The following is a 21,584-nucleotide window of genomic DNA, read 5'->3' on the forward strand; positions in this document are numbered from 1 at the left end:
CGATCGGCTGATGTGCGTCACCGATGGGTCGAGATCAGTCCGTAGTGGACTGTCGCGCGTCAGGAACCTGACACGTCCGGCAGGCCGACGAACATCGTCCGGTGCAGATCCCCGACGTGAGCGCGGGTCATGATCGCCGCCTCGTCGGGATTGCGCGTGGCGATCGCGCGGACGATCACCTCGTGCTCCCGGTTGGACGCGCGCAGCGCCGACATCCGGTACGGCAGGTAGAAGCGGTACAGCTCCCGCAGCACTAGTTCGTAGTGCCTCACCGCCGCCGCCGGCGCGCCCGAGGCGGCCACGGCGAGGTGGAACTCGGCGTCGAGCTCGTGGAACTCGGCCCACCCGGCGGCGTCGTCCATGCGGCGGACGAGGTCGCGCAGCCGCTCGACGTCCTCTTCGGTTCGCCGCGTGGCGACGAGCTGGACGAGCCCCGCCTCGATCACCAGCCGGTGGTCGATCAGGTCGTGGACCTCGTCCGCCGACTCGCGGTACGCGTTCACCGCCCCGACCCGGCCAGCCGGCGCGTCGGGGGCGACGCTCGTGCCGCCGTTGCGGCCGCGGCGGCGCACCAGCACGCCGTCTTCGCACAATGACACCAGCGCCCGGCGCACGGTGATGTCGCCGACACCCAGCGCACGCGCGATTTCGCCGTTGGGCGGCAACCGCTCCCCCGGGCCCAGCAGGCCCAGCTCGATCGCGAGGGCGATGCGGGCCCGCACGGTCTCGAGCGCGGACAGGCGCCGGATGCCCGTCAGCGCCGGCGAACCCAGGTCGGCAGCCATGCGGAGACCATACCCAACAAAACATCTCAAAGTGAACACTATTGTTTAAGTGAGCAAGATGGACTATTTTTCGGCGCATGCCCCGCCCCCTGCCGATCGCGCTGGCGCAACTGCCACTGCGGCCGTACACCGACTCCGTCGCGGCGTTCGCGGACCAGGTCGGGACCGTGCTGGCCGAGTACTCCGGAACCCGCCTCGTCGCCTTTCCCGAGCTGCACCTCTGCGGGGTCGAAGGGACCGCTGACGAACGCACCGAGCAGCTCAACGCCGCCGCGCAGCCCCTCGACGGTCCGCGAACCCGCGACCTGGCCCAGCTGGCCGGCGACCTCGACGTGTGGCTTTCGCCGGGCAGCGTCTGCGAACGCGGCGAGCACGGCGAGCTGTTCAACACCGCCCTCGTCTTCTCGCCCGAAGGCGAGCTGGCCGGCAGCTACCGCAAGGTGTTCCCGTGGCGGCCGTATGAGCCTTATGACCCCGGTGACCGTTTCGTGGTCGCCGATCTCGCCGATGAAGGGCGAATCGGCTTCTCGATCTGCTACGACGCCTGGTTCCCCGAGGTCACGCGCCACCTTGCGTGGCTCGGCGCGGAGCTCGTACTCAACCCGGTGCAGACCACCACTCCCGACCGGGCGCAAGAACTCGTGCTCGCGCGCGCCAACGCGATCACCAACCAGGTTTTCGTGGCGAGCGTGAATACGGCCGGACCCGTCGGGGTAGGAGACAGCATCCTGGTCGACCCCGAGGGCACCGTGCTCGGCGAGCTGCCGGGCGCCGCGTCCGGCGTGCTCGCGAGCACGGTCGACCTGGACGAGGTCGCCCGCGTCCGTCGCGAAGGGACCGCCGGCGTCAACCGGATGTGGGACCAGTTCACACCGGGTGACAAACCGCTGGAACTCCCCCTGTACGGGGGCCGCATCGAGCCGGACCGGTGGCGTCCGCGAGGAGAAGGAGCCCGATGAGCACCACGAAGGTGACCCCTGGAGCCAAGCTCGAACGACGGCTCGGGCTGCCCGGCGTCGTCCTTTTCGGACTCGCGTACATGGCGCCGCTGATCGTGCTGGGCACGTTCGGCGTCGTGGCGACGACGACCGCGGGCACGGTGCCATCGGCATACATCGTGGCGCTGGTGGCGATGCTGTTCACGGCCGCGAGCTACGGCAAGATGGCCGCGACGCACCCCGTCGCCGGCTCCGCCTACACGTACGTGCGCAAGGCCATCGACTCCCGGCTCGGCTTCCTCGTCGGCTGGGCGGTGCTGCTCGACTACTTCTTCCTGCCGATGGTGATCTGGCTGATCGGCGGCGCGTACCTGTCGGCGCAGTTCCCGGAAGTGCCGAGCTGGCTGTGGCTGATCGCGTTCATCGTGCTGACGACGTTCCTGAACGTGCTGGGCATCAAGATCGCCGAGAAGGCCAACTTCGTCCTCATGGCCTTCCAGGTGCTGGTGATCGTGTTCTTCATCATCCTTTCGCTCAAGCAGGTGCTCGCCGATGGTCACTCAGTGGCAAGCGGTGACCCGTTCTTCCGCCCGGGCAGCACGTTCGGCACGATCTCGGGCGGCGCCGCGGTGGCGACCTACTCGTTCCTGGGCTTCGACGCCGTGACGACGTTGACCGAGGAAGCCGTGGAGCCCAAGCGGACGATCCCGCGCGCGATCCTGCTGACGGCCCTCATCGGCGGCGGCGTGTTCATCGTGCTCGCGTACGTCACCCAGCTCGTGCACCCGGGTTTCTTGTTCGACGACGAGTCGTCGGCCGCGTTCGAGATCGCGCGCCACATCGGTGGCTCGCTGTTCGGGGCGTTCTTCCTGGCGGGGCTGGTGGTGGCGCAGTTCGCGTCGGGCATCGCCGCGCAGGCCAGCGCGTCGCGACTGATGTTCGCGATGGGCCGCGACGGGGTGCTGCCGCGGATCTTCGGCCGGTTGCAGCCGAAGCTGAACACGCCGGCGTTCGCGATCGGGCTGACGGGCATCGTCGGGCTGATCGCGCTGGCGCTGGACGTGACCACGTCGACGTCGTTCATCAACTTCGGCGCGTTCACGGCCTTCACGATGGTCAACGTGAGCGTGATCGCGACCTGGATCCGCACGCGGCACACGACCTCGCGCAACGTGCTGACGTGGCTGGTCGCTCCTGTGATCGGCGCGGTGGTGGACCTGTGGCTGCTGGTGAACCTCGACGGGCTCGCCCTGACCTTCGGCCTGGTGTGGCTGGGGATCGGGATCGTCTACCTGGTCGTGCTGACGCGTGGGTTCCGCCGGCCACCGCCGGAGATGTCGTTCGAGGAGTGACGGGTGTTCGCCGCTGGATGGCCAAGTTGCCGTTCAGCGGCGACAACCAGGTCGTCGCCGCTGAGTGGCAAAACTTCAGCCCTCGCCGAGCGTCTTCTGCAGGGCCCTGTTCGCCTTGCGCGCCATGTCGGCGACGGCTTCGCGGCGGGCGGCGTCGGCGGCGTAGTCGTCTTGGCGGTTGCGCACCACGCGCGCGGGCGAGCCCACCGCGATGGAGTAGTCCGGGATGTCGCCGCGGACCACGGCGTGCGCGCCGAGCACGCAGCCGCAGCCGACGCGCGTTCCCTTCAGGACACTGACCTTCGTGCCGAGCCACGTGTCCGGGCCGATGCGCACCGGCGACTTCACGATGCCCTGGTCCTTGATGGGCACGTGGATGTCGGCCGTCACGTGGTCGAAGTCGCAGATGTACACCCAGTCGGCGACGAGGGTGGCGGCGCCGAGCTCGATGTCGAGGTAGCAGTTGATCACGTTCTGCCGCCCGAACACGGACTTGTCGCCGATGCGAAGGGACCCCTCGTGGCAGCGGATCGCGTTTCCGTCACCGATGTGGACCCAGCGGCCGATCTCGAGCCGGCCGTAGCCCGGGCGGCAGTGGATCTCCACGTCCTTGCCGAGGAACACCATGCCGCGCAGGATGATGTGCGGGTTGGCGAGCCGGAACTTGAGGAGGCGGAAGTACCGCACGAGGTACCACGGCGTGTACGCCCGATTGCGCAAGACCCAACGCAGCGATTCGCGTGTCAGGAACTTCGCCTGGTGCGGGTCGCGCCGGGCCCGCCGCCAGGCACGCACGCGGGACAACGCGGGCGCACCCCACATCGACGTCATGCCGTTGACCGTAACCTGTGCGGGGACGCCCGCCACAGGCAAGGGGAGCACGGATGGGGAGCAAGCTGATCATCGACACCGACCCCGGTGTCGACGACGCTTTCGCGATCGCGCTGGCGGCGGTTTCCGCCGACGTCGAGCTGCTGGGGGTGACCACGGTGTTCGGCAACGTGCCGCTGACCAGCACCACCGCCAATGCGCGGCGCCTGCTCCAGCTGTGCGACCGCCCCGACGTGCCGGTCGCCGCCGGGGCTTCGCGGCCGTTGGTGCACCTGAACAAACGCGGTTCGAGCCACGTCCACGGCAATGACGGGCTCTCGGGCCACGCCGCGACGCTGCCCGAGGCGAAGCGGCCGTTGGAGTCGCTGGACGCCGTGGGGCTGATGGTCTCGCTGCTGGAAGCGTCCGACGAACCGGTGACGATCGCGCCGATCGGACCGCTCACCAACATCGCCGCGCTGCTCGCCGCGCACCCCGGCGTCAAGTCGAAGATCTCGCGCATCGTGCTGATGGGCGGCGGTGTCGCGCGCGGCAACAGCACGGCCGTCGCCGAGTTCAACGTCTGGGCCGACCCGGAGGCCGCGCGCCGCGTGATCGCCGAGGACGACGTGCCGTGCGTGATGGTCCCCCTCGACCTCACGCACCGCTGCGCCGTGGACAGCGCGTGGCTGGCGAAGCTCGCCGCGTCGGGGCCGCTGGGCCAGACGCTGGAAGGGCTGACGCCCGACTACCTCGCCCACTACCGGCAGGTCCTGGGCTTCGACGGCATCGTGATGCACGACGCGGTGGCCGTCGCGGAGGCGATCAGCCCCGGGATTCTCCAGACGGAGACCTACCCGGTGGACATCGACGTGACCGCGGGGCCGGCGCGCGGCATGACGCTGGTCGATCGCCGCGCGGTGCCGATCGATCCGACGGGACGGCCGATCGAGGTCGCGGTCGACACCGACCTCGACGGGCTGCGGGAGTTCGTGCTGTCGAGACTTGCCGGGGGCCGGTGATGGCGGGGTCGTCGTGCGGTTCGCAGTCGTCGCCGCTGGGTGGCGACGGCGAGAACGCGGTGTCGCCGATCAATGGCGACGGCCAAGTCAGCGGGCCTTCGCCGATTGAAAGCGACAACTCGGCCGGCGCCGAGTCGCCGATCAATGGCGACGACCAGACCACTGAGCTGTCGCCGGCCAGCGGCGACGGCACGGCGAGCACCGCGGTGTCGCCGCTCGATGACCACACCGCGCTTTCGCCACTCGATGGCGACGCCCAGGCTGACGTGTCGTTGGATGGCGACGACCAGACCGTCTCGGCGTCGCCGCTGAAGGGCAACAGCACGGATTCCGCCAGACCGTCGTCTCTGGATGGCGACGAGAGCGCCGGCGCGTCGCCGTTCGCTGGCGAAAACGCCGGTTGGGAAACGTCGCCGATCAGGGGCGACGGCCAGGTCGGGCACGAGTTTTCCGCTCCGGTCGAGCCGCTGCCGCCGTTCTCCGCGGCGATGACGGAGCACCTGTCGCCGCTGAGTGGCGACGGCGAGAAGCCCCAGGTCGGGAGGCGGAAGCCGCGGCGGGGGCGGGCGGTGGTGGTCGCAGCGGTCGTCGTGGCCGTCGTAGCATTGGTGGTGGCCGTGCAGTTCGCGCCGGGGTCGGAGCAGGCCGCGACCACGGCCGCCGAGCCGTCGTCGTCAGCCCAGGCGCCGGTGCCGTCGGTGGCCGCGTCGAGTGCGGCGGTGCCGACGACGCAGCCGAACGTGCCGCAGCCCAGTGAGTTCGACGCGTGGGCGTCGAAGACGAGCCAGTGGCTGGACATCCCGCTGCGGGCGATGACGGGGTACGCGCAGGCGACCGTCACACTCACCAAGGAACAACCCGCGTGCCACCTGTCGTGGGTGACGCTCGCGGCCATCGGCAAGGTCGCGAGCGACCACGGGCGCGCGCAGGGCGACCGCGTCGGCACCGACGGCGTGCTGGCCAAGCCGCTGGGCACCGTCGAGGTCCGCGACTTCTACGGCCGCGTCGTGTCGACGGCCAACGCGTCCGGGCCGATGCAGCTGGCGCCGGCGGTGTGGTCGAAGTGGCAGCGCAGCGGGTCGGGCGGCAAGCCCGACCCGCAGAACGTCGACGACGCCGCCCTCACCGCCGGTCACGCGCTGTGCGCGGGTGGCCGCGATTTGGCGGCGGACTGGTGGAACGCCGTTTCGTCGCTGCAGGGCGCGCCCGTTTCGCTGCATCGGATCCTGGCGACGGTGAACGTGTACGGCACCGTCGGGCAGAGTAGCCAGGCGCCGAACCCCGCGGTGCTGAGCGCGGTCGACTTCGCGATCGACCAGATCGGTCTCCCCTACGTGTGGGGCGGCAACGGCAGCGGCGATCCCGATCCAGGCTTCGACTGCTCCGGACTGACGACGGCCGCGTACGGCAGCGCGGGCGTGAAGCTCATGCGCACGGCGGACACGCAGTTCCACAGCGTCGCCCACGTGAGTGAACCTCAGCTGGGCGACCTGATCTTCTACGGTGAACCCACCACGAAGATCCACCACGTCGGCCTCTACATCGGCAACCAGCAGATGATCGACGCCCCGCAGACGGGCCAGGCCGTGCAGGTGCACCCGTACCGCAAACCAGGCGACGACTACGCGGGCGCGGGGCGACCGACGGCCTGACGGTCACGGCGCGTCGGACCCCGCGATCGAACCCCAGGTCAGTGCGGACGCGATGGTGATGCCGCCGTCGATGGTGCCCGGCCCGAAACGGCCGCGGCGTCGTTGCCTGCCGCGTACAGCCCGGGAATGGGCTGACCGGTCCAGTCGAGCACGCGGGCGCGGTGGTCGGTCCGGGCGCCGCCCTTGGTGCCGACGGCGCTCGCGTGCACGAGGAGCGCGAAGAACGGCGGTTCGGAAATCGTGCCGAGGTTGGGGTGTGGCGCGGTGGCGTCGCCGAAGGCGCGTTCGTAGGCCGTTTCGCCGCGGTGGAAGTCGTCGTCGCGGCCGGCGTCGACGGCGGCGTTGAAGCGGGTGACGGTGTGCTGCAGCGCAGCGGCGTCGATGCCGACCAGGGCGGCGAGCTTGTCGAGGCTGTCGGCGCCAGGAAGCCAATCCGGCAACGGCTGGTGGGGCGGCACGCCTCCGACGGGGTAGCGGGCGCGGAACTGCGCGTCGCCGATCGCCCACGCGGGGAGGTTGCGCGGGCGGTGGGTGTTGGCGTCGAGCCCGGCGAAGGAGACGGCACAGTTGTGGCTGGCCTCGTTGACGAATCGCCGGCCGGCGGCGTTCACCCAGATCACGTGTGGCAGGTAGCGCTCGGCCATCACGAGCTGGGCCTGCGGGGTGCCGGCGTCGTCGGGCCAGCGCCGGTCGGGTGCCTGGAACGCGGGCCAGGATCAGTATTCGCCGGTGCGGGACAACTGCGCGCCGGCGTCGGCGGCCAGGCGAAGGCCGTCGCCGTGCTGGACGGGCGGGGTGACGGGGTGGCTGAGCGGGCCGGCGAGCAGCTGTGACCGCAGGTCGGGGTCGTGCTCGAACCCGCCGGTCGCGAGCACGACGCGGCGCGCGTGCAGCCGCCACGGGGTGCCGTCCCGTTCGGCTTCGACGCCGGTAATCCGCCCGTCGGTCCGGATCAGCCGTCGTACGCGGCAGCCGCGGGCCAGCTCCACGCCGGCGGCGCGGCAGCCGCGCAGCAGGCCGACGACGAGGCCCGCACCGAGCGCGACCTCCCCCGCAGCGACCCGCCGCTGCATCAGGTCGAAGGGCGGCGTGCGCCGGCGAACATGCGGTGCTCGAAGAATTCGTCGTTGGTGACCACGGCCGCGCCGTACGGCGGGGGCCACAGGAGCTCGTCGGGCGTGCCCAGGCCGTCGGTGGTCAGCGGCTGAGCCTCGAGGTGCCGGGCGGGTTTGCCGCCGGAGAGCTCGGCGAACGTGTCGGGGTAGCCGTGGAACGCGACCAGCGCGCGAGGCGGCCCGACCGGCCTGGTGCTGTCTCAGCCATGTGCGCAGTCTCGCACCGTTCGATCATCCGTTCCGACTACACGCGCGTATAGTCAGCTGTACGCACGTGTAGTGAGGAGGATGCAATGGTCGAACCCGACGACCTGACGGCGCGCGCCCGGATCCGCGACGCGGCGATGCAACTGTTCGGCGAGCGAGGGTTCGAGGGCACCACGGTCCGCGGCATCGCGGAGGCGGCGGGAGTGTCGTCGGGCCTGGTGCGGCACCACTTCGGGTCCAAGCAGGCGCTGCGCGAGGCGTGCGACGCGCACCTGGTGAAGCTGATCCACCGCCTCAACGACCAGGCGCTCGCGGGTGCCGGCGGCAATCACGTGGCGGCCGCGCGAATCGCCGTCGGGCCGTACCAGGGGTACCTCGCGCGGGCGTTGGTGGACGGTGGCGCCGCGCCGTTGTTCGACGAGATGGTGCGGCTGGGGGCGCAGTGGCTCGCCGACGTCGATCGGACGCGGCCGGACGCGCCGGACGTCGCGCCCGAAGTGAGAGCGGCGGTGAGCACCGCGATGGCGCTGTCGATCACGGTGCTGCACGAGCACGTGTCGCGCGCGATGGGCGTCGACGTGTTCAGCCCTGAGGGCGACGTGCTGCTCGCACGCGCCCTGATCGACCTCTATTCGCACCCGATGCTCAGCGCCGAGGACGCGCGGAAGGCGCTCGACGGGATCGAGCAGCATCGGTGACTTTGGGAGGAACCTGTCATGCCTCATGCGACCCATCCCCGGATCGCGCCGCATCCGTTGGAGGAAATGGCGCCGGAGGAGCAGAAGCTCGCGAAACTCGGTGCCGATGAGGTGATCCGGGTGCTCGCGCGGAACCCGTCGTTGATGAAGGCTTCGTCGGGTCTCGGCGAACACCTGCTGTCTCAAGGCAAGCTGCACCCGCGTGTCAGGGAATTGGCGATCTTGCGGGTCGCGCTGCGGTGTGAAGCGCCGTACGAGTGGGCGAACCATGTGCCCCCCGCGCTCGGCGCCGGCGCGACGGCGGACGAGATCAACGCATTGTCGGACCCGGCCGCGTCGTGGTCGCCGGAGGACGACGCGGTGCTGCGGGCGGCCGACGAGTTGTGCGCCGCGGCATTCGTCTCGGACGAAACATGGGCGGCGCTCGCGTCGATGTTTGATGAGGCGACGATCCTCGAGGTGCTGTTCCTCGTCGGCTACTACCGGATGATGGCGGGGTTCCTGAACTCCGCGGGGGTCGAGGTGAAGCCGGGGCAGCCGGTGCTGGGCGAGCGTGTGGCGCCGGCGGTCGTCGCGGAGGCGGTCGTGGCCGGCGCGTTGCCGTTCAGTGGCGAAACCGGCGTCGACGGGACGTGGCACATCACCTTCACGCACCCGGCGGGGAGCAAGGAGCTGGTACTGAACCTCGAAACCGTGGCCGACGGCGTGGCTGGGTCCGTCGTGGACACTCAGCTGGGCGTGACGGTCCCCATCGTGTCGGGCAATGTCGCCGACCATCGCCTGGAGTTCACCGCCGTGGTGACCGATCCAGCGCGGTTCGACATCGGCGTGGTGGGCACGGTCGACGACGATGTGTTCACCGGATCGGTGACGATCTCGGGTGGCGGGACGTTCCCGTTTTCGGGCGTGCGCGCGAGGTGAAGTCGCAGAAAATGGCGCGCTTGAGGTCATGCTCGGCTGCTAGCGTCCGAATCGTTCGTTCCGACTCCCGGATGGAATTCGCACTATGCGCGCCAGCCTTCGTGCCGGCCTGAAGACGGCACTCAAGAACCGCGACCGCGTCGCCACCACCGCCCTGCGCTCGGCACTGGCGGCGATCGACAACGCCGAGGCCGTGCCCGTCGATCAGCTGTCCACGGCGACCGGGACGGAACACGTCGTGGGTGCGGCGCTGGGTGTCGGCGCCGCGGAGGCCGAGCGTCGTGATCTGACGGAAGCCGATGTGCGCGCGATCGTCGAGAACGAGGCGCTGGAGCGAACGACTGCCGCGGACGAGTACGAGAGGCTCGGCCGGACCGAGGCCGCGGAGCGGCTGCGCGCGGAAGCCGACGTGCTGAGGCAGCACCTGGAGCCGTCCTCCTGAGGTCGGATCCGGCGATGCCCGCGGGCCGGAAATCGGCGCTGACCTCGGTGTCGCCGTTTTTCGGCAACGATCTCGGCGAGGCACCAGCCGCTTGCCGGTGACGTCGGATTCCCCTTCGCCGTTGCGGAGTTTCGCCAGATCCAAGGCCCGTCCTGCCTGTGGTGATACCGCGTGGACAGCACCGTCGGGAAGCCGGAGCGCCCGGTACCGTGGTGACGTGAGCGGCAACGAGCTGGGAGAGTTCCTGCGCGCGCAGCGGGCCCGGCGGGCGCCCGAGGACGCGGGCGTGGCCAGTCATCGCCCGAGGAGGGTGAGCGGACTTCGGCGCGAGGAGGTCGCAGTGCTGGCGGGCGTCAGCGCAGACTACTACGCGCGCCTCGAACAGGGGCGCGAGCGCAACCCGTCCGGGCCGGTGCTGGACGCGATCGGGCGGGCGCTGCGGCTGAACGCCGATGGCCTCTGGCACGCCTACCGCCTCGCCGGACTCGTGCCGCGGGTGCCGGAGCACCGGCGCGACGACGTCTCCCCCGAGCTGCTGCGGCTCATGGACACCTTCCCCAACGCGGTCGCGTACGTCACCAATCGGCGCCTCGACCTGCTGGCGACCAACGCGCTTGCCGACGCGCTCTTGTCCCCCGTCGGCAAGCCGGCGAACATGGTGCGCACGCTGTTCCGCGACCCGGCGGCGCGCGAGCTGTTCGTGGAGTGGGACGACATCGCGGCCAGCGCCGTCGACGCGTTGCGGCTCGCGAGCGGCTACGACCGCGAGGAGGTCGGCGAGCTCGTAGACGAGCTGCTGGTCACGAGCGAGGAATTCGCCGTTCTGTGGCGAAACCACGGCGTGAAGGGGCTCGCCGGGACGCGCAAGACGTTCCACCACCCGGCCGTCGGGCGGATCGTGCTGGACTACCAGACCTTCGACGTGCGCGACGCGTCCGGCCAGTACCTGCTGGTGGGCATCGCGGAGCCGAACAGCGCGAGTGCCGACGCGCTGGCGTTGCTGGGGTCGTTGCACGCGGTGGCCGACCAGCCGCTCTGAGCCCGGCCAGGGTGTGCCACTCCTAGGCAACGGCGTCCTTCCGGAGGCGTTTCGCCGCGGGCAGCCTCGAGGTCACGACGGTCCCCACGACCGCGCAGACCTCACGAGGAGTACGCATGAACGGCAAAATCGCGCTGATCACGGGTGCGAGCAGCGGCATCGGGGAGGCCACCGCACTGCGCCTGGCCGCCGACGGACACCACGTCGTCCTGGGCGCGCGCCGCACCGACCGGCTCGCGGCGCTGACGGAGAAGATCCGCGCGAACGGCGGCGATGCCGACTTCCGGCCACTGGACGTGACCAGCCTGGAGAGCGTGCGCGCGTTCGTGACGGCCGCGCACGAGACCCACGGCCGAGTGGACGTGCTCGTGAACAACGCCGGCGTGATGCCGCTGTCCACTCTGGACAAGCTTCGCGTCGATGACTGGAACCGCATGATCGACGTGAACCTGCGCGGCACGCTGCACGGGATCGCCGCCGTGTTGCCGCTGATGGGCGAAACCGGGGGGCACATCGTGAACGTCGCGTCGACGTCCGGCCTGCGAGTGGACCCGACGGCGGCCGTGTACTGCGCGACGAAGTTCGGGGTGCGGGCCCTTTCCGAAGGCCTGCGCCAGGAGAACACGAACATCCGCGTCACCATCGTCAGCCCGGGCTTCACGCACTCGGAGCTCGCCGACCAGGGCGGCGACCCCGAGACACAGGCGGCGGCGCGGGCGGCGAGCGAGCAGCTGGGCATCCCGGCTTCGGCCGTCGCGGACGCAATCGCTTACGCCGTGAGCCAGCCGGCGGCGGTGGACGTGAACGAGATCGTGGTGCGGCCGACGGCCCAGACCTGAGCCGTCGCGAGCCCGCTCAGGCGCGGCGGGACCCGCCGTGCCGACCCGGCGTGGCGAGACCCATCGTGTCCGTTTTCGACACGGCGGGTCCCTTCGCGACACCGGACTCCGCGCGGGCAGAATCCGGTGCCGCAGAACAGATCCGCGAGTCAGGCCAGCGAGGCGGCCAGCTCCTCCAGCAGGTCCATCTGCTCCTGCATGCCACCCTCCATACCGGACTCGATGATGGCGTCGCGGACTTCGCGGCTGCCCGTCTCCATGAGGATCGACAGGCTGGTGCGGTCGCCCGAGCCGGCGAAGGTCGTGGTGGTGACGGCGGCGTCCTCGTCGGACGCGCCAGGGGTTTCGTAGACCTCACTGCTGACGATGCGTTCGTTCGGGACGATCTCGCGGTACTCGCCGTGGAACGCGACCTCGAAGCCGCCGTTGGCGTCGAGGACGTAGCGCCACCGGCCGCCGACACGCAGGTCGATCTCGACGGAACGCATAGTGCCGCGGTGGCCCGCCCAGAAGCGTTTGACCAGCTCGGGCGTGGTCCACGCGCGGTAGACGAGGTGCCGCGGGGCGGCGAACTCGCGGGTGATCAGGATCTGGTCATCGGCTGGCAGGGTCACCTTCGCCGTGCCCGTTGTCGTCTCGGTCATGGTCGTTCTCCTCGCCCGTGGATCGGTCGTCGGTGCGTTCGAGTTCCTCCAGCACGGAATCCAGCAGCTCGAACCGCTCCTCCCAAGAGCGCTCGAACTGCCGCACCCAGTCGTGGATCGGCTTCAGGGCACGGCCGTTGAGCCGGTACAAGCGCTGACGTCCTTCGTCCCGGACGTCGACCGCGCCCACTTCGCGCAGCACACGCAGGTGTTTCGACACCTGCGGCTGCCCCATGCCGAGCAGCCGGACGAGGTCGTTGACGGGGTACTCGCCACCGGCGAGCACATCGAGGATCTCCCGTCGCCGCGGTTCGGCCACGGCGTTGAACACGTCGGTCGTCGTCGCTGCTCGTGCCACGCCCACCATCGTATTCCCATATGGGTATGTGTCAAGAGGACGCCGGCCGAGCGCGGACGTGGAACCGCTCCCCCTGTGGCCCGAAAAGGGCGAGAACCTCGCACGGCACGTCGCCGGGGTTGCCGAACCAATGCGGAACGTGCGTGTCGAACTCCACGACTTCACCCGGTTTGAGGATCACGTCGTGCTCGCCGAGGATGAGCCGCAACTGTCCGGAAAGGACATAGGCCCATTCGTACCCCTCGTGCACACGCGGATCGGGGTCCGTGTCGGGCCAGTGCGGCGGGAAGATCTGCTTGTACGCGCGCAACCCGCCGGGTCGGCGAGTGAGCGGGAAAAACGTGATGCCGTGGCGCACGAAGGAGTTCGCGTGCAGCCGCGGGTCACTGGTCGGCGCGGTGCCGACGAGCTCGTCGAGCGGCACCTGGTGGGCGCGGGCGAGAGCGAGCAGGAGCTCGAGCGTCGGCTTGCGCCGGCCGGATTCGAGGCGCGAGAGCGTGCTCACCGAGATGCCGGTGGTCTCCGACAGCTGGGCGAGCGTGGCGTTGTTCTGCTGGCGGAGCGCGCGCAGCCGCGGGCCCACCGATTCGAGGACGCCGTCGACGTCCGGGAGTTCACCGTCCATGTCTCCATTTGCTACTTCGGCAAACTCATTTGTCAAGTCGGCGAGATCTGCGGATAGTCCGAGGGGAGGGACGAACTACAGGAGGACCAGGTGAACGAGAACTACGACGTCGTGGTGGTCGGCGGCGGCGCCGCGGGCCTCAGCGGGGCGGTGGCGCTTGCGCGCTCACGGCGTTCCGTGCTGGTGGTGGACGCCGGCGAGCCGCGCAACGCGCCTGCCGGCCACGTGCACAACTACCTCGCCCGCGAGAGCACGCCGCCCGGCGAGCTGCTGGCGGCCGGGCGCGAAGAGGTCATCGGGTACGGGGGCGAGATCGTGGCCGGCGCGGTGACCTCGGCCGTCGCACTGGACGGCGGCGGGTTCGCCGTGACTCTCGCCGATGGGAGGACCACGCGGGCGCGTCGCCTCCTGGTGGCGACGGGGCTCGTCGACGAGCTGCCGGACGTCCCGGGCGTCGCCGAGCGATGGGGCCGCGACGTGCTGCACTGCCCGTACTGCCACGGCTGGGAGGTGCGTGACCAGGCGATCGGCGTGCTGGCGACGAACCCGATGGCCGTCCACCAGGCGCTGATGTGGCGGCAGCTGTCGGACGACATCGTCGTTTTCCGGCACACGGCCGCGTTCGACGAGGAGCAGCTCGCGCAGCTGACCGCGCGCGGGATCCGCGTCGTCGACGGCGAGGTGGCGGCGCTTCGCGTGGAGGACGACGCGCTCACCGGAGTCGTGCTGCGCTCGGGTGAGGTGGTGGCCCGGGAGGCCGTGGTGGTCGCGCCACGGTTCACGGCGCGGGCCGACGTGCTCGTGTCGCTGGGGCTGGAGCCGGTGGAGCTCGAGGTCGACGGGCACGTGATCGGCAGCTCGGTGCCGGCCGACGCGAACGGCGCCACCTCGGTGCCCGGGGTGTGGGTGGCCGGGAACGTGACCGACATGAAGTCGCAGGTCGTCGTATCCGCGGCGGCCGGGCTGACGGCCGGCGCGGTCATCAACGGCGATCTTGTGGCCGAGGACGTACGACGCGCGCGGGAGCCTTTCGCGCACGAAATGGAACGACAGGTTGCCGCGCTGGTCGGCGGCTCGACGAAGCACGGGGTGTGACGATGCCCGAGCAGCACGAAGAAGTCCCGTTCGATCAGGACTCCTGGGACGAGCGGTACCGCTCGAAGCCCGCGATCTGGAGCGGGCGGCCCAACGCGCAGCTCGTGACGGAGGCCGCCGACCTGCGGCCGGGCAGCGCGCTCGACGCCGGGTCCGGCGAAGGCGGCGACGCGCTGTGGCTCGCACAGAACGGCTGGCGCGTGACGGCGGCCGACTTCGCGGCCACCGCCCTCGACCGGGGTGCGGCGCAGGCGGCCGAGCTGGGTCTGGGCGACCGGATCCGGTGGCTGACGACCGACCTCACGACGTGGGTGCCGGACGAGAAGTACGACCTCGTCACGTCGCACTTCCTGCACCTGCCGACCGCCCAGCGCGTGCCGATCTTCGCGCGGCTCGCGGACGCGGTGGCGCCGGGCGGGACGTTGCTCATCGTCGGCCACCACCCGACGGACGTGGAGGGCGCCGCGCACCGGCCGAACGTGCCGGACATGTTCTTCCTGGCGGAGGACGTGGCGGCGACGTTGGACGAGTCGTGGGAGTCCGTGGTGACCGATGCACGCGAGCGGGCGCACGTGATCGAAGGACACGAAGTGTCCATTCGCGACACTGTGTTGGTGGCGCGGAAGCGGTGATTCTCTTGGCCGGGCGCCTGTTGCCGTTTGGCGGCGACGGGTGTCCGGACGGGGTTTTCGCCGGCTGCTGAAGGTTGTCGCCGTTCAGTGGCGATGGCTCGCGTCGTTCGCCGTTCAGTGGCGACGGCGTTCGCCGTTCAGTGGCGATCGGCTGGTGCACGAGCGAAAAACGGCGCCGCGAGGGGGAAGCCGGGTTAGCCTGGGCGGCATGGCGACGTGGGAAGACGTGGCGCGACTGGGGGCGCATCTGCCGGGGACGGAGCTGGTCGTCAAGAGGGATACGCGGTCGTGGGACGTTAAGGGCAAGGCATACGCGTGGGAGCGGCCCTTGCGCAAAACCGATTTGGACGCGCTCGGGGACGCGGCACCGGAGGGCGACGTGCTGGCGGTTCGGGTGCCGGATGTCGGGGCGAAGGAGGCGTTGCTGGCGGACGAGCCGGGCGTCTTCTTCACCACGCCGCACTTCGACGGCTACCCGGCGGTGCTCGTGCGGCTGGCCGAGATCGATCTGCCGACGCTTGAAGAGGCGCTCGTCGAGGGGTGGCTCTGCCGGGTGCCGAAGAAGATCGGGAAGCAACACCTGGAGGAGCGCGGCACCGCCTGACATTTTCCAGCTTTTCTTAACTATTCGTCAGATCGCTGAGCGGGCGCGTGTTGGCACGCGAAAGCCGCCGGGCGGACGCGGAGCTCGTTGGTGAAGCCGCCGGGCGGGCGCGAGTTGGCGGGCGAAGGCTGTCGAGCCGAGTTGGTGGAGAGAGGCCGGACGGAGCTGCGGCGGGGTGCCTACTTAGAGATCCCGCGGGTTGGGGCGCCGTCGCGAGCGCCGCGATACCGCCGCCCGGACCGTCGGAATCCCTTAGTGATCGAGCGATGATCGGTCGTGGCGACGGACCCGCGAGGACGGTTTGCCGTCGGGGGGTGAGTAGTGCCACACGTGCTCGGCCGAGAATTTGTTACTCGCTACCACCGCTTTCTCTGGTACTTCTGGCCGAAACGGTCGAAACCTGACAGGGGCACTCATGCCCCACGCCTCCGAATTCCGGACCGAGAGGTATTGCGTTAGAGCGCACTCCAACTCCTAGGTTCGGCCGCATGCGATACATCAAACTCGGAACGACCGGACTGGAAGTCTCCGCCATCACCCTCGGCTGCATGAGCTTCGGTGAGCCGGACCGGGGCGGCGAGCCCTGGTCGCTGGGCGCGGACGCCAGCCGGGACATCATCAAGCAGGCCCTCGAAGGCGGCGTCAACTTCCTCGACACGGCCAATGGGTACAGCGCCGGAAGCAGCGAGGAGATCGTCGGCCAGGCGGTCAGGGACTTCACCCGGCGGGAGGAGGTCGTTCTCTCCACCAAGGTCTGGATGCGGATGCGCCCCGGCCCGAACGGCGCCGGGCTGTCCCGCAAGGCGATCTTCGCCGAGCTCGACGCGTCCCTGAAGCGACTGGGGACCGAGTACATCGACCTGTACCAGATCCACCGCTGGGACTACGACACCCCGATCGAGGAAACCCTCGAGGCGCTGCACGACGCGGTCAAGTCCGGGAAGGTCCGCTACATCGGAGCCTCTTCCATGCACGCCTGGCAGTTCGCCAAGGCCCTGTTCCTGGCTGATCTGAACGGCTGGACCCGGTTCGTGTCGATGCAGGACCACTACAACCTCATCCACCGAGAGGCAGAGCGGGAGATGTTCCCGCTCTGCGCCGACCAGGGCATCGGCGTGATCCCGTGGAGTCCGCTGGCGCGGGGCAGGCTGACGCGGGCCCGGGACACCGCCACGGCGCGTGCCGAGACCGACGAGGGCGGCAAGATCCTCTACCGCGACGGGGACCAGGCAGTGGCCGAGCGCGTCCACGAGATCGCGGGCAAGCGGGGTCTGTCCCCGGCCCAGGTCGCCCTGGCCTGGGCCATGCGCAACCCGGCGGTGACCTCGCCCATCGTCGGGGTCACCAAGCCGGCTCAGCTGGCCGACGCGGTCGCCGCGGTGGACGTCGAACTCGACGAAGACGAGGCCGCTTACCTGGAGGAGCCCTACCAGCCGCACGAGGCCGCCTACCTGGAGGAGTCCTTCTACAAGCCGCACCCTGTGCCGGGCTCCCGGTAGTCCGGGCTACCGCCGGGCCTTCGGCGAGTCCTTGGCCTCGGCCTTCACAGCCCTGTGGTCGGCCCGGCGGTGCTTGCGGGCGGTCGCGCGCAACTGCATGATCCGCGCGTTGCCCGACAGCCCGGTGAGTAGGAGGCCCGCCACCGCGGCCAGCAGCAGGGCCACGCGCAGCGGAGCGTGCCCGTGGGCACCGAAGGAGCGCGTCCACCGGCTGAGTTTGGTCAATTGGTAAGAGATTTCGCGGGTAGGGGCGTCAGGCTGATGTGACGCGGGCACCGGGATCCGTTTGACGTGGGACTTCGACATCTCTAGATCTGAAAACGGAGCACCGGTGCCCGCCGTCGAAGCAGGCCGATCGAGCCCTTGCGGGTCCAGTTCGAGGCCCTGCTGCAATTCGCATCTCGAGACACGTCCGGGGGGCTGTCACAACCCACGGATCCCGGACCGGATCGTGTTCGACAAGCTCGTCGCGAAACTCGTCTTCGGTGGCTCGTACGAGAAGCACGCCGATCAATCGTGCTCGGCAACCACGACGAGAACCCGACGCGACGAGTGGATCGCGGCCGGTGTCTTCGCGGGGCTGGAGCAGATCGCCGGGAAATCACCGATTGACCGGGGAAACTCGGGATCAAGTGGGCGGATGACCGACGGACGCGGGATCCCGCTGAGCTGTGTCGTGACCGGCGCGAAGCGGCACGACTCCCCGTTTCTGCGCCCGACGCCAGAGAAGCTCGGGCATTTCGAGCTCGCGTTGCCTGAGCAGATCACGGTGCACCTTGACGCGGGCTACGACTCCACGGTCACCCGCAAACTGCTGACCGATCTCGGCTGTGAGTGGCGAATCCGGCCCAAGGGCGTCGTGATCCCGATCAACCACACTCGCGGCTGGGTCGTCGAGCGCACCGACTCCTGGTACAGCCGCGGCTTCAACTTCACCCTGTCCTGCACGGAACGTCGAGCGGTCGTCATCAACGCACCGCTCGCGTTGATGACCGCGATCACCGTAATCCGACCAGCCAACGCTGGCCCACAGCCAGCCCGCCGACCATGACGCCTTGTCCTCTACTGCGGAATCTCTTAGTCGCGGCGGAAGTGTGAAGAAGGTTGGCCCGGAGTGAAAACGCAGGTCAGCAGCATCGTTGCCGGTGATCGGGACGGGGTGGCATCCGAATGGCGTATGGCACGAGTCACATTATTGGTCTATACCATTTGACAAGGTTTCCCCGGTTTTCAGGTCCCCGCTGTGGAGGTTTCACCATGAGGCTCCCCTCTCCCCGGAAGTTGATCGCTGCGTTGGGTGGATTGGCGGCTGTGGCCGCCGGGTTGGTTGCGCCGGGGGGTGTGGCGGCTGCGGCGGCTGGGTCGCCGGTGCCTGTGGCGCCGTATGTGGATATGGGGGCGTGGCCGACGCCGGTGTTGTCGACGATAGCGGCGAAGGGTGGTGTCAAAGGGTTCACGCTCGGGTTCGTGACGGGCGCCGGGTGTAAGGCCAGCTGGTTCAACGCGTATGACCCGCGATCGGCGTGGCAGGCGAGTGAAATCGCGAAGATCCGGTCGGGCGGGGGTGATGTGAAGGTGTCCTTCGGGGGTGCGTCGGGGATTGAGCTGGCGCAGGCGTGCAGCAGCGTGTCGTCGCTCGCGGCGGAGTACGACGCGGTGGTGAAGGCGTACGGGCTGAAGTACATCGACCTCGACATCGAGGGTGCCGCCGTGGCGGATACGGCGTCGATTCAGCGGCGGTCGCAGGCCCTGAAAACCGTGCAGAGCAACAATCCCGGGCTGAAGATCTCGCTGACGCTGCCGGTGCTGCCCAACGGGCTCGACAGCAACGGCCTCGGTGTCGTCAACGCCGCCAAGGCCGCGGGTGTGAACCTGGACCTGGTCAACGTGATGGCCATGGACTACTACCAGGGCGCCGGCGACCAGCGTGCGAAGGCAATCTCAGCCGCCAAGGCGACGCAGGCGCAGCTCAAGTCCATGTTCGGCCTCTCGGACGCCGCCGCGTGGAAGAAGGTCGGGCTGACACCGATGCTGGGCGTGAACGACTCGCAGAACGAGATCTTCTACCAAAAGGACGCCACCGCGGTGGTGAACTTCGCGAAGAGCGTGCACCTCGGCATGCTGTCGTTCTGGGAGGCCGGCCGCGACGCGAACGCGTGCAACGGCGCGCTGTACCGCTGCACCAACGTTTCCCAGCAGCCGTACGAGTTCTCGAAGATCTTCTCCGGGTACAACGGCTGACCGGAGGCCCGACCCGGGTGTCCAATCAGGACGCCGGGCCGGGCAACGCCGTCAGGGCAGGTAGTACATCGGGTTCGGCAGCTTCACCGGGTGGTCGGCGTAGCCGCCCTCGAGGTCACTGAACTGGTCCCCCAGGTTGAGCACAATGTGGGCACCCGTCGCCTGGATGTGGGCGCGGGTGCCCGACTTGTACTGGATCGTGGTGCAGGTCAGACCACACGGCAGGTAGTCGGGCGCCGTGCCGGCCGGCTTGAAGAACGCGCCCGCCGGGGCCGGGTAGCCCTCGTTGGCCAGGTTCTTCAGCGACTGCGGACCCTGCGGGGTGCTGCGGCCGGTGAGGAAGTAGATCTTCACGCCGCGCTGCGCGGCCCAGTTCGCCAGCTCCAGCACGGGCCTGTTGGCCACGAACGTGCCGTTGTCGATCGCCTGCTGCTGCTTGACCGGGTCGAACCCGAAGTCGTTGTCGGCCTCCCACCCGTAGGTGACCTCGGACGTGTCGTCGACGTCGAGGACGATCGCCGGGTTCTTCACCTTGCCGAGCTTCTGCGTGAGGTAGCGCTTCGCGTCAGCGACGACACGCTTGGTGTCGGTGACGAACCGGCTCGAGTCGGAGTACTGGTGCTTGCCCGACGCGTCGAGGTAGTCGCCGTAGTAGGCCTTCACGTCGTTCTTGACCTGGCCGATGTTCGCCGGCTCCCGACCGTGGGCGGCGGTGACGGCGTCGGAGCCGGCCAGCGCGGTTGCACCACTCGCGACGGTGGCGCCGATCGCCGCGGCGGCGGCGAGCTTGAGCAAGGTGGGAAAACGGGACACGGCGAACCCCTCCAGAGTGAACTTCGGGTAAACTGCGCCCGAAATCTACGCCACCTCAGGCGCCAGGAGAACCCTCCGAAGGGATGCGTTCGGCGCGGCAGACGAAGGCCACCGGCGACCGGCCGATGCGCGTGAGCACCACAGAGGACTCGGCGCCGCCACGAGGTTTCAGACGGCGACGCAAGGCGTCCGGGTCGATGTCCAGACCGCGGACGAGGATCTCGAGACGGCCGACGTCGCGGCGTTTCAGCGTGGCCCGCAAGGCTTTTTCGCTGTACGGCCCGTGTTCCAGCACGCGGAAGGCGCGCACACCCGGCGGCGGTGTGTCACCGGTCAGGTACGCGATGCGTTCGTCCAGCTGCCACAAGCCGTGGCGAGCGGCATAGTGGCGGACAAGGCCGGCGCGGACGACGGCGCCGTCCGGGTCGATGATCCACTCCCCCGGCGGCAACCCAGGCAGGTCGTCGGGTTCGGTGTCGGTGACCGTCCACTGAGTACCGTCCGAACGCAACACCGTGGCCCGGCGGGAGACGCCCCCGTCGAGGCCGCGCCAGAGGCAGGCCTCACGCACCGCGCCGTCGAGCGAGACCACTTCAACTTCCGAAGCCCACGGCGCGATGGCGAAGTCCAGGCCCGGCGCGCATTTCACGGACAGCGGACGTCCCGCATACGCGGAGACGAGCTCGTCCAGCGGCGGCAGGAAGTCCGCCGGTTTCCACGTACGCCGTCCGGCCGAGTCGCGGCGGGCCGGATCGGCGACCACAACCGTGTCCCGGCTGACCGGGCGCAGCGCGTCGGCCTGCACCACGCCGGCCGAAACCGAAGCGGCGGAAGCGTTGTGCCGCGCCATTTCCAGCCGGACCCGGTCCACATCGGACCCCAGCGCCCGCGAGGCGACGCGCGCCAGCTCCACCAGGTCGGCGCCGACGGAGCACGTCACGTCGTGCACATCGCGGCCGGCCAAGCGGGATGCCCGGTGCCGTGCCACGGCCGTCGCGCTCGCCTGCTGCAGCGCGTCACCGGTGAACAGCCACGAGGCCGCCTGAGACAGCTTCAGGGCCGATTTCCGCCGCAGCACCACCGTTTCCAGCACCGGCGCGGCGAAGCGCTGCCCCACCGAGCGGCGCACGGCGGCGACGTCGGCGATGCGGGAAGCGTCCGTCAGTGGCAATGCCGCACAGTCGGCGAGCGCCGCCCGTCCCGCGGCGGAGCGCAGGAAGGCGACGTCGTCGAGCGAGAACCCGTAAGCCAAC

Annotated in this window: 22 protein-coding genes and 2 pseudogenes; 15 read left to right on the top strand and 9 right to left on the bottom strand. The window is 69.6% G+C overall.

The features are described 5' to 3' along the window. Positions 1-59: 59 nt before the first annotated feature. Entirely contained in the window at positions 60-785 is a 726-nt protein-coding gene (locus AB0M56_RS37545) for an FCD domain-containing protein (RefSeq protein WP_364185232.1), read from the bottom strand. Between the two features lie 77 nt (positions 786-862). On the opposite strand from AB0M56_RS37545, the gene AB0M56_RS37550 reads away from it, so the two are divergent. Both AB0M56_RS37550 and AB0M56_RS37555 read left to right on the top strand, forming a co-directional pair. Beyond that, a complete protein-coding gene (locus tag AB0M56_RS37550) occupies positions 863-1,744 on the top strand; it encodes a carbon-nitrogen hydrolase family protein (RefSeq protein WP_364185234.1) in 882 nt (293 codons plus the stop codon). Next, positions 1,741-3,075 carry an APC family permease gene (locus AB0M56_RS37555; protein ID WP_364185236.1) on the top strand — a complete coding sequence of 445 codons (1,335 nt, stop codon included), beginning with the start codon at positions 1,741-1,743 and terminating at the stop codon, positions 3,073-3,075. Before AB0M56_RS37550 ends, AB0M56_RS37555 begins: the two co-directional genes overlap by 4 nt. A 75-nt stretch (positions 3,076-3,150) precedes the next feature. On the opposite strand, the gene AB0M56_RS37560 is transcribed toward AB0M56_RS37555, so the two are convergent. Next, on the bottom strand, positions 3,151-3,906 hold the full coding sequence (locus tag AB0M56_RS37560; protein ID WP_364185238.1) for an acyltransferase: 756 nt from the start codon (positions 3,904-3,906) through the stop codon (positions 3,151-3,153). Positions 3,907-3,959: 53 nt separating this feature from the next. On the opposite strand from AB0M56_RS37560, the gene AB0M56_RS37565 reads away from it, so the two are divergent. After that, positions 3,960-4,907 (top strand): nucleoside hydrolase, encoded by a 948-nt coding sequence (locus AB0M56_RS37565; RefSeq protein WP_364185240.1) that lies wholly within the window; start codon positions 3,960-3,962, stop codon positions 4,905-4,907. A 488-nt stretch (positions 4,908-5,395) separates the two neighbouring features. After that, the gene (locus tag AB0M56_RS37570; RefSeq protein ID WP_364185327.1) at positions 5,396-6,559 is read left to right on the top strand and encodes a C40 family peptidase; all 1,164 of its coding nucleotides are present in this window, start codon (positions 5,396-5,398) and stop codon (positions 6,557-6,559) included. A gap of 38 nt (positions 6,560-6,597) precedes the next feature. Here AB0M56_RS37570 and AB0M56_RS37575 read toward each other — a convergent pair. Next, positions 6,598-7,890, bottom strand: a pseudogene (locus AB0M56_RS37575) (FAD-dependent oxidoreductase). A 77-nt stretch (positions 7,891-7,967) separates the two neighbouring features. Between AB0M56_RS37575 and AB0M56_RS37580 the strand changes: the two are divergent. The 5 genes from AB0M56_RS37580 to AB0M56_RS37600 all read left to right on the top strand — a co-directional run bounded on the left by AB0M56_RS37580 (position 7,968) and on the right by AB0M56_RS37600 (position 11,820). Beyond that, complete coding sequence (locus AB0M56_RS37580; RefSeq protein ID WP_364185242.1) at positions 7,968-8,579, top strand: helix-turn-helix domain-containing protein; 612 nt, start codon at positions 7,968-7,970, stop codon at positions 8,577-8,579. An 18-nt stretch (positions 8,580-8,597) separates the two neighbouring features. Further along, a complete protein-coding gene (locus AB0M56_RS37585; protein ID WP_364185244.1) occupies positions 8,598-9,500 on the top strand; it encodes a carboxymuconolactone decarboxylase family protein in 903 nt (300 codons plus the stop codon). A gap of 85 nt (positions 9,501-9,585) precedes the next feature. Next, entirely contained in the window at positions 9,586-9,942 is a 357-nt protein-coding gene (locus AB0M56_RS37590; RefSeq protein WP_364185246.1) for a GatB/YqeY domain-containing protein, read from the top strand. A gap of 217 nt (positions 9,943-10,159) precedes the next feature. Then, positions 10,160-10,981 carry a helix-turn-helix transcriptional regulator gene (locus tag AB0M56_RS37595; protein WP_364185248.1) on the top strand — a complete coding sequence of 274 codons (822 nt, stop codon included), beginning with the start codon at positions 10,160-10,162 and terminating at the stop codon, positions 10,979-10,981. 116 nt (positions 10,982-11,097) lie between these two features. Beyond that, positions 11,098-11,820 (top strand): SDR family oxidoreductase, encoded by a 723-nt coding sequence (locus AB0M56_RS37600; protein WP_364185250.1) that lies wholly within the window; start codon positions 11,098-11,100, stop codon positions 11,818-11,820. Positions 11,821-11,969: 149 nt separating this feature from the next. Here the strand turns inward: AB0M56_RS37600 and AB0M56_RS37605 are convergent, their stop codons facing one another. The 3 genes from AB0M56_RS37605 to AB0M56_RS37615 are packed head-to-tail and all read right to left on the bottom strand — an operon-like array spanning position 11,970 to position 13,447. Then, positions 11,970-12,464, bottom strand: a complete 495-nt coding sequence (locus AB0M56_RS37605; RefSeq protein ID WP_364185252.1) for an SRPBCC family protein — start codon at positions 12,462-12,464, stop codon at positions 11,970-11,972. Then, positions 12,415-12,822, bottom strand: a complete 408-nt coding sequence (locus tag AB0M56_RS37610; RefSeq protein ID WP_364185254.1) for a metalloregulator ArsR/SmtB family transcription factor — start codon at positions 12,820-12,822, stop codon at positions 12,415-12,417. Before AB0M56_RS37610 ends, AB0M56_RS37605 begins: the two co-directional genes overlap by 50 nt. A 31-nt stretch (positions 12,823-12,853) precedes the next feature. Next, on the bottom strand, positions 12,854-13,447 hold the full coding sequence (locus AB0M56_RS37615) for a cupin domain-containing protein (RefSeq protein WP_364185256.1): 594 nt from the start codon (positions 13,445-13,447) through the stop codon (positions 12,854-12,856). 90 nt (positions 13,448-13,537) lie between these two features. Between AB0M56_RS37615 and AB0M56_RS37620 the strand changes: the two genes are divergently transcribed. The 4 genes from AB0M56_RS37620 to AB0M56_RS37635 all read left to right on the top strand — a co-directional run bounded on the left by AB0M56_RS37620 (position 13,538) and on the right by AB0M56_RS37635 (position 17,277). Continuing rightward, positions 13,538-14,542, top strand: a complete 1,005-nt coding sequence (locus tag AB0M56_RS37620; protein WP_364185258.1) for an NAD(P)/FAD-dependent oxidoreductase — start codon at positions 13,538-13,540, stop codon at positions 14,540-14,542. Positions 14,543-14,544: 2 nt separating this feature from the next. Then, on the top strand, positions 14,545-15,174 hold the full coding sequence (locus AB0M56_RS37625; protein ID WP_364185260.1) for a class I SAM-dependent methyltransferase: 630 nt from the start codon (positions 14,545-14,547) through the stop codon (positions 15,172-15,174). Positions 15,175-15,382: 208 nt separating this feature from the next. Further along, entirely contained in the window at positions 15,383-15,778 is a 396-nt protein-coding gene (locus AB0M56_RS37630; protein ID WP_364185262.1) for an MmcQ/YjbR family DNA-binding protein, read from the top strand. 488 nt (positions 15,779-16,266) lie between these two features. Continuing rightward, positions 16,267-17,277 carry an aldo/keto reductase gene (locus AB0M56_RS37635; protein WP_364185264.1) on the top strand — a complete coding sequence of 337 codons (1,011 nt, stop codon included), beginning with the start codon at positions 16,267-16,269 and terminating at the stop codon, positions 17,275-17,277. A 6-nt stretch (positions 17,278-17,283) separates the two neighbouring features. On the opposite strand, the gene AB0M56_RS37640 is transcribed toward AB0M56_RS37635, so the two are convergent. After that, positions 17,284-17,502 carry a hypothetical protein gene (locus AB0M56_RS37640; protein WP_364185266.1) on the bottom strand — a complete coding sequence of 73 codons (219 nt, stop codon included), beginning with the start codon at positions 17,500-17,502 and terminating at the stop codon, positions 17,284-17,286. Positions 17,503-17,680: 178 nt separating this feature from the next. On the opposite strand from AB0M56_RS37640, the pseudogene AB0M56_RS37645 reads away from it, so the two are divergent. Together AB0M56_RS37645 and AB0M56_RS37650 are read left to right on the top strand one after the other, a co-directional pair. Continuing rightward, positions 17,681-18,328: pseudogene (locus tag AB0M56_RS37645) on the top strand (transposase); the annotation flags it as partial. Between the two features lie 416 nt (positions 18,329-18,744). Continuing rightward, positions 18,745-19,518: a chitinase gene (locus AB0M56_RS37650; protein WP_364185268.1), complete on the top strand. Its 774-nt coding sequence runs from the start codon at positions 18,745-18,747 to the stop codon at positions 19,516-19,518. Between the two features lie 51 nt (positions 19,519-19,569). Here AB0M56_RS37650 and AB0M56_RS37655 read toward each other — a convergent pair whose 3' ends face one another. Both AB0M56_RS37655 and AB0M56_RS37660 read right to left on the bottom strand, forming a co-directional pair. Further along, entirely contained in the window at positions 19,570-20,331 is a 762-nt protein-coding gene (locus AB0M56_RS37655; RefSeq protein ID WP_364185270.1) for an HAD family acid phosphatase, read from the bottom strand. Between the two features lie 55 nt (positions 20,332-20,386). Continuing rightward, entirely contained in the window at positions 20,387-21,583 is a 1,197-nt protein-coding gene (locus AB0M56_RS37660) for a class I SAM-dependent methyltransferase (RefSeq protein ID WP_364185272.1), read from the bottom strand. Between the last annotated feature and the right edge of the window lies 1 nt (position 21,584).

This window comes from Amycolatopsis sp. NPDC051372 (genome assembly GCF_040682095.1).
In the GTDB taxonomy this organism is placed as follows: Bacteria; Actinomycetota; Actinomycetes; order Mycobacteriales; family Pseudonocardiaceae; genus Amycolatopsis.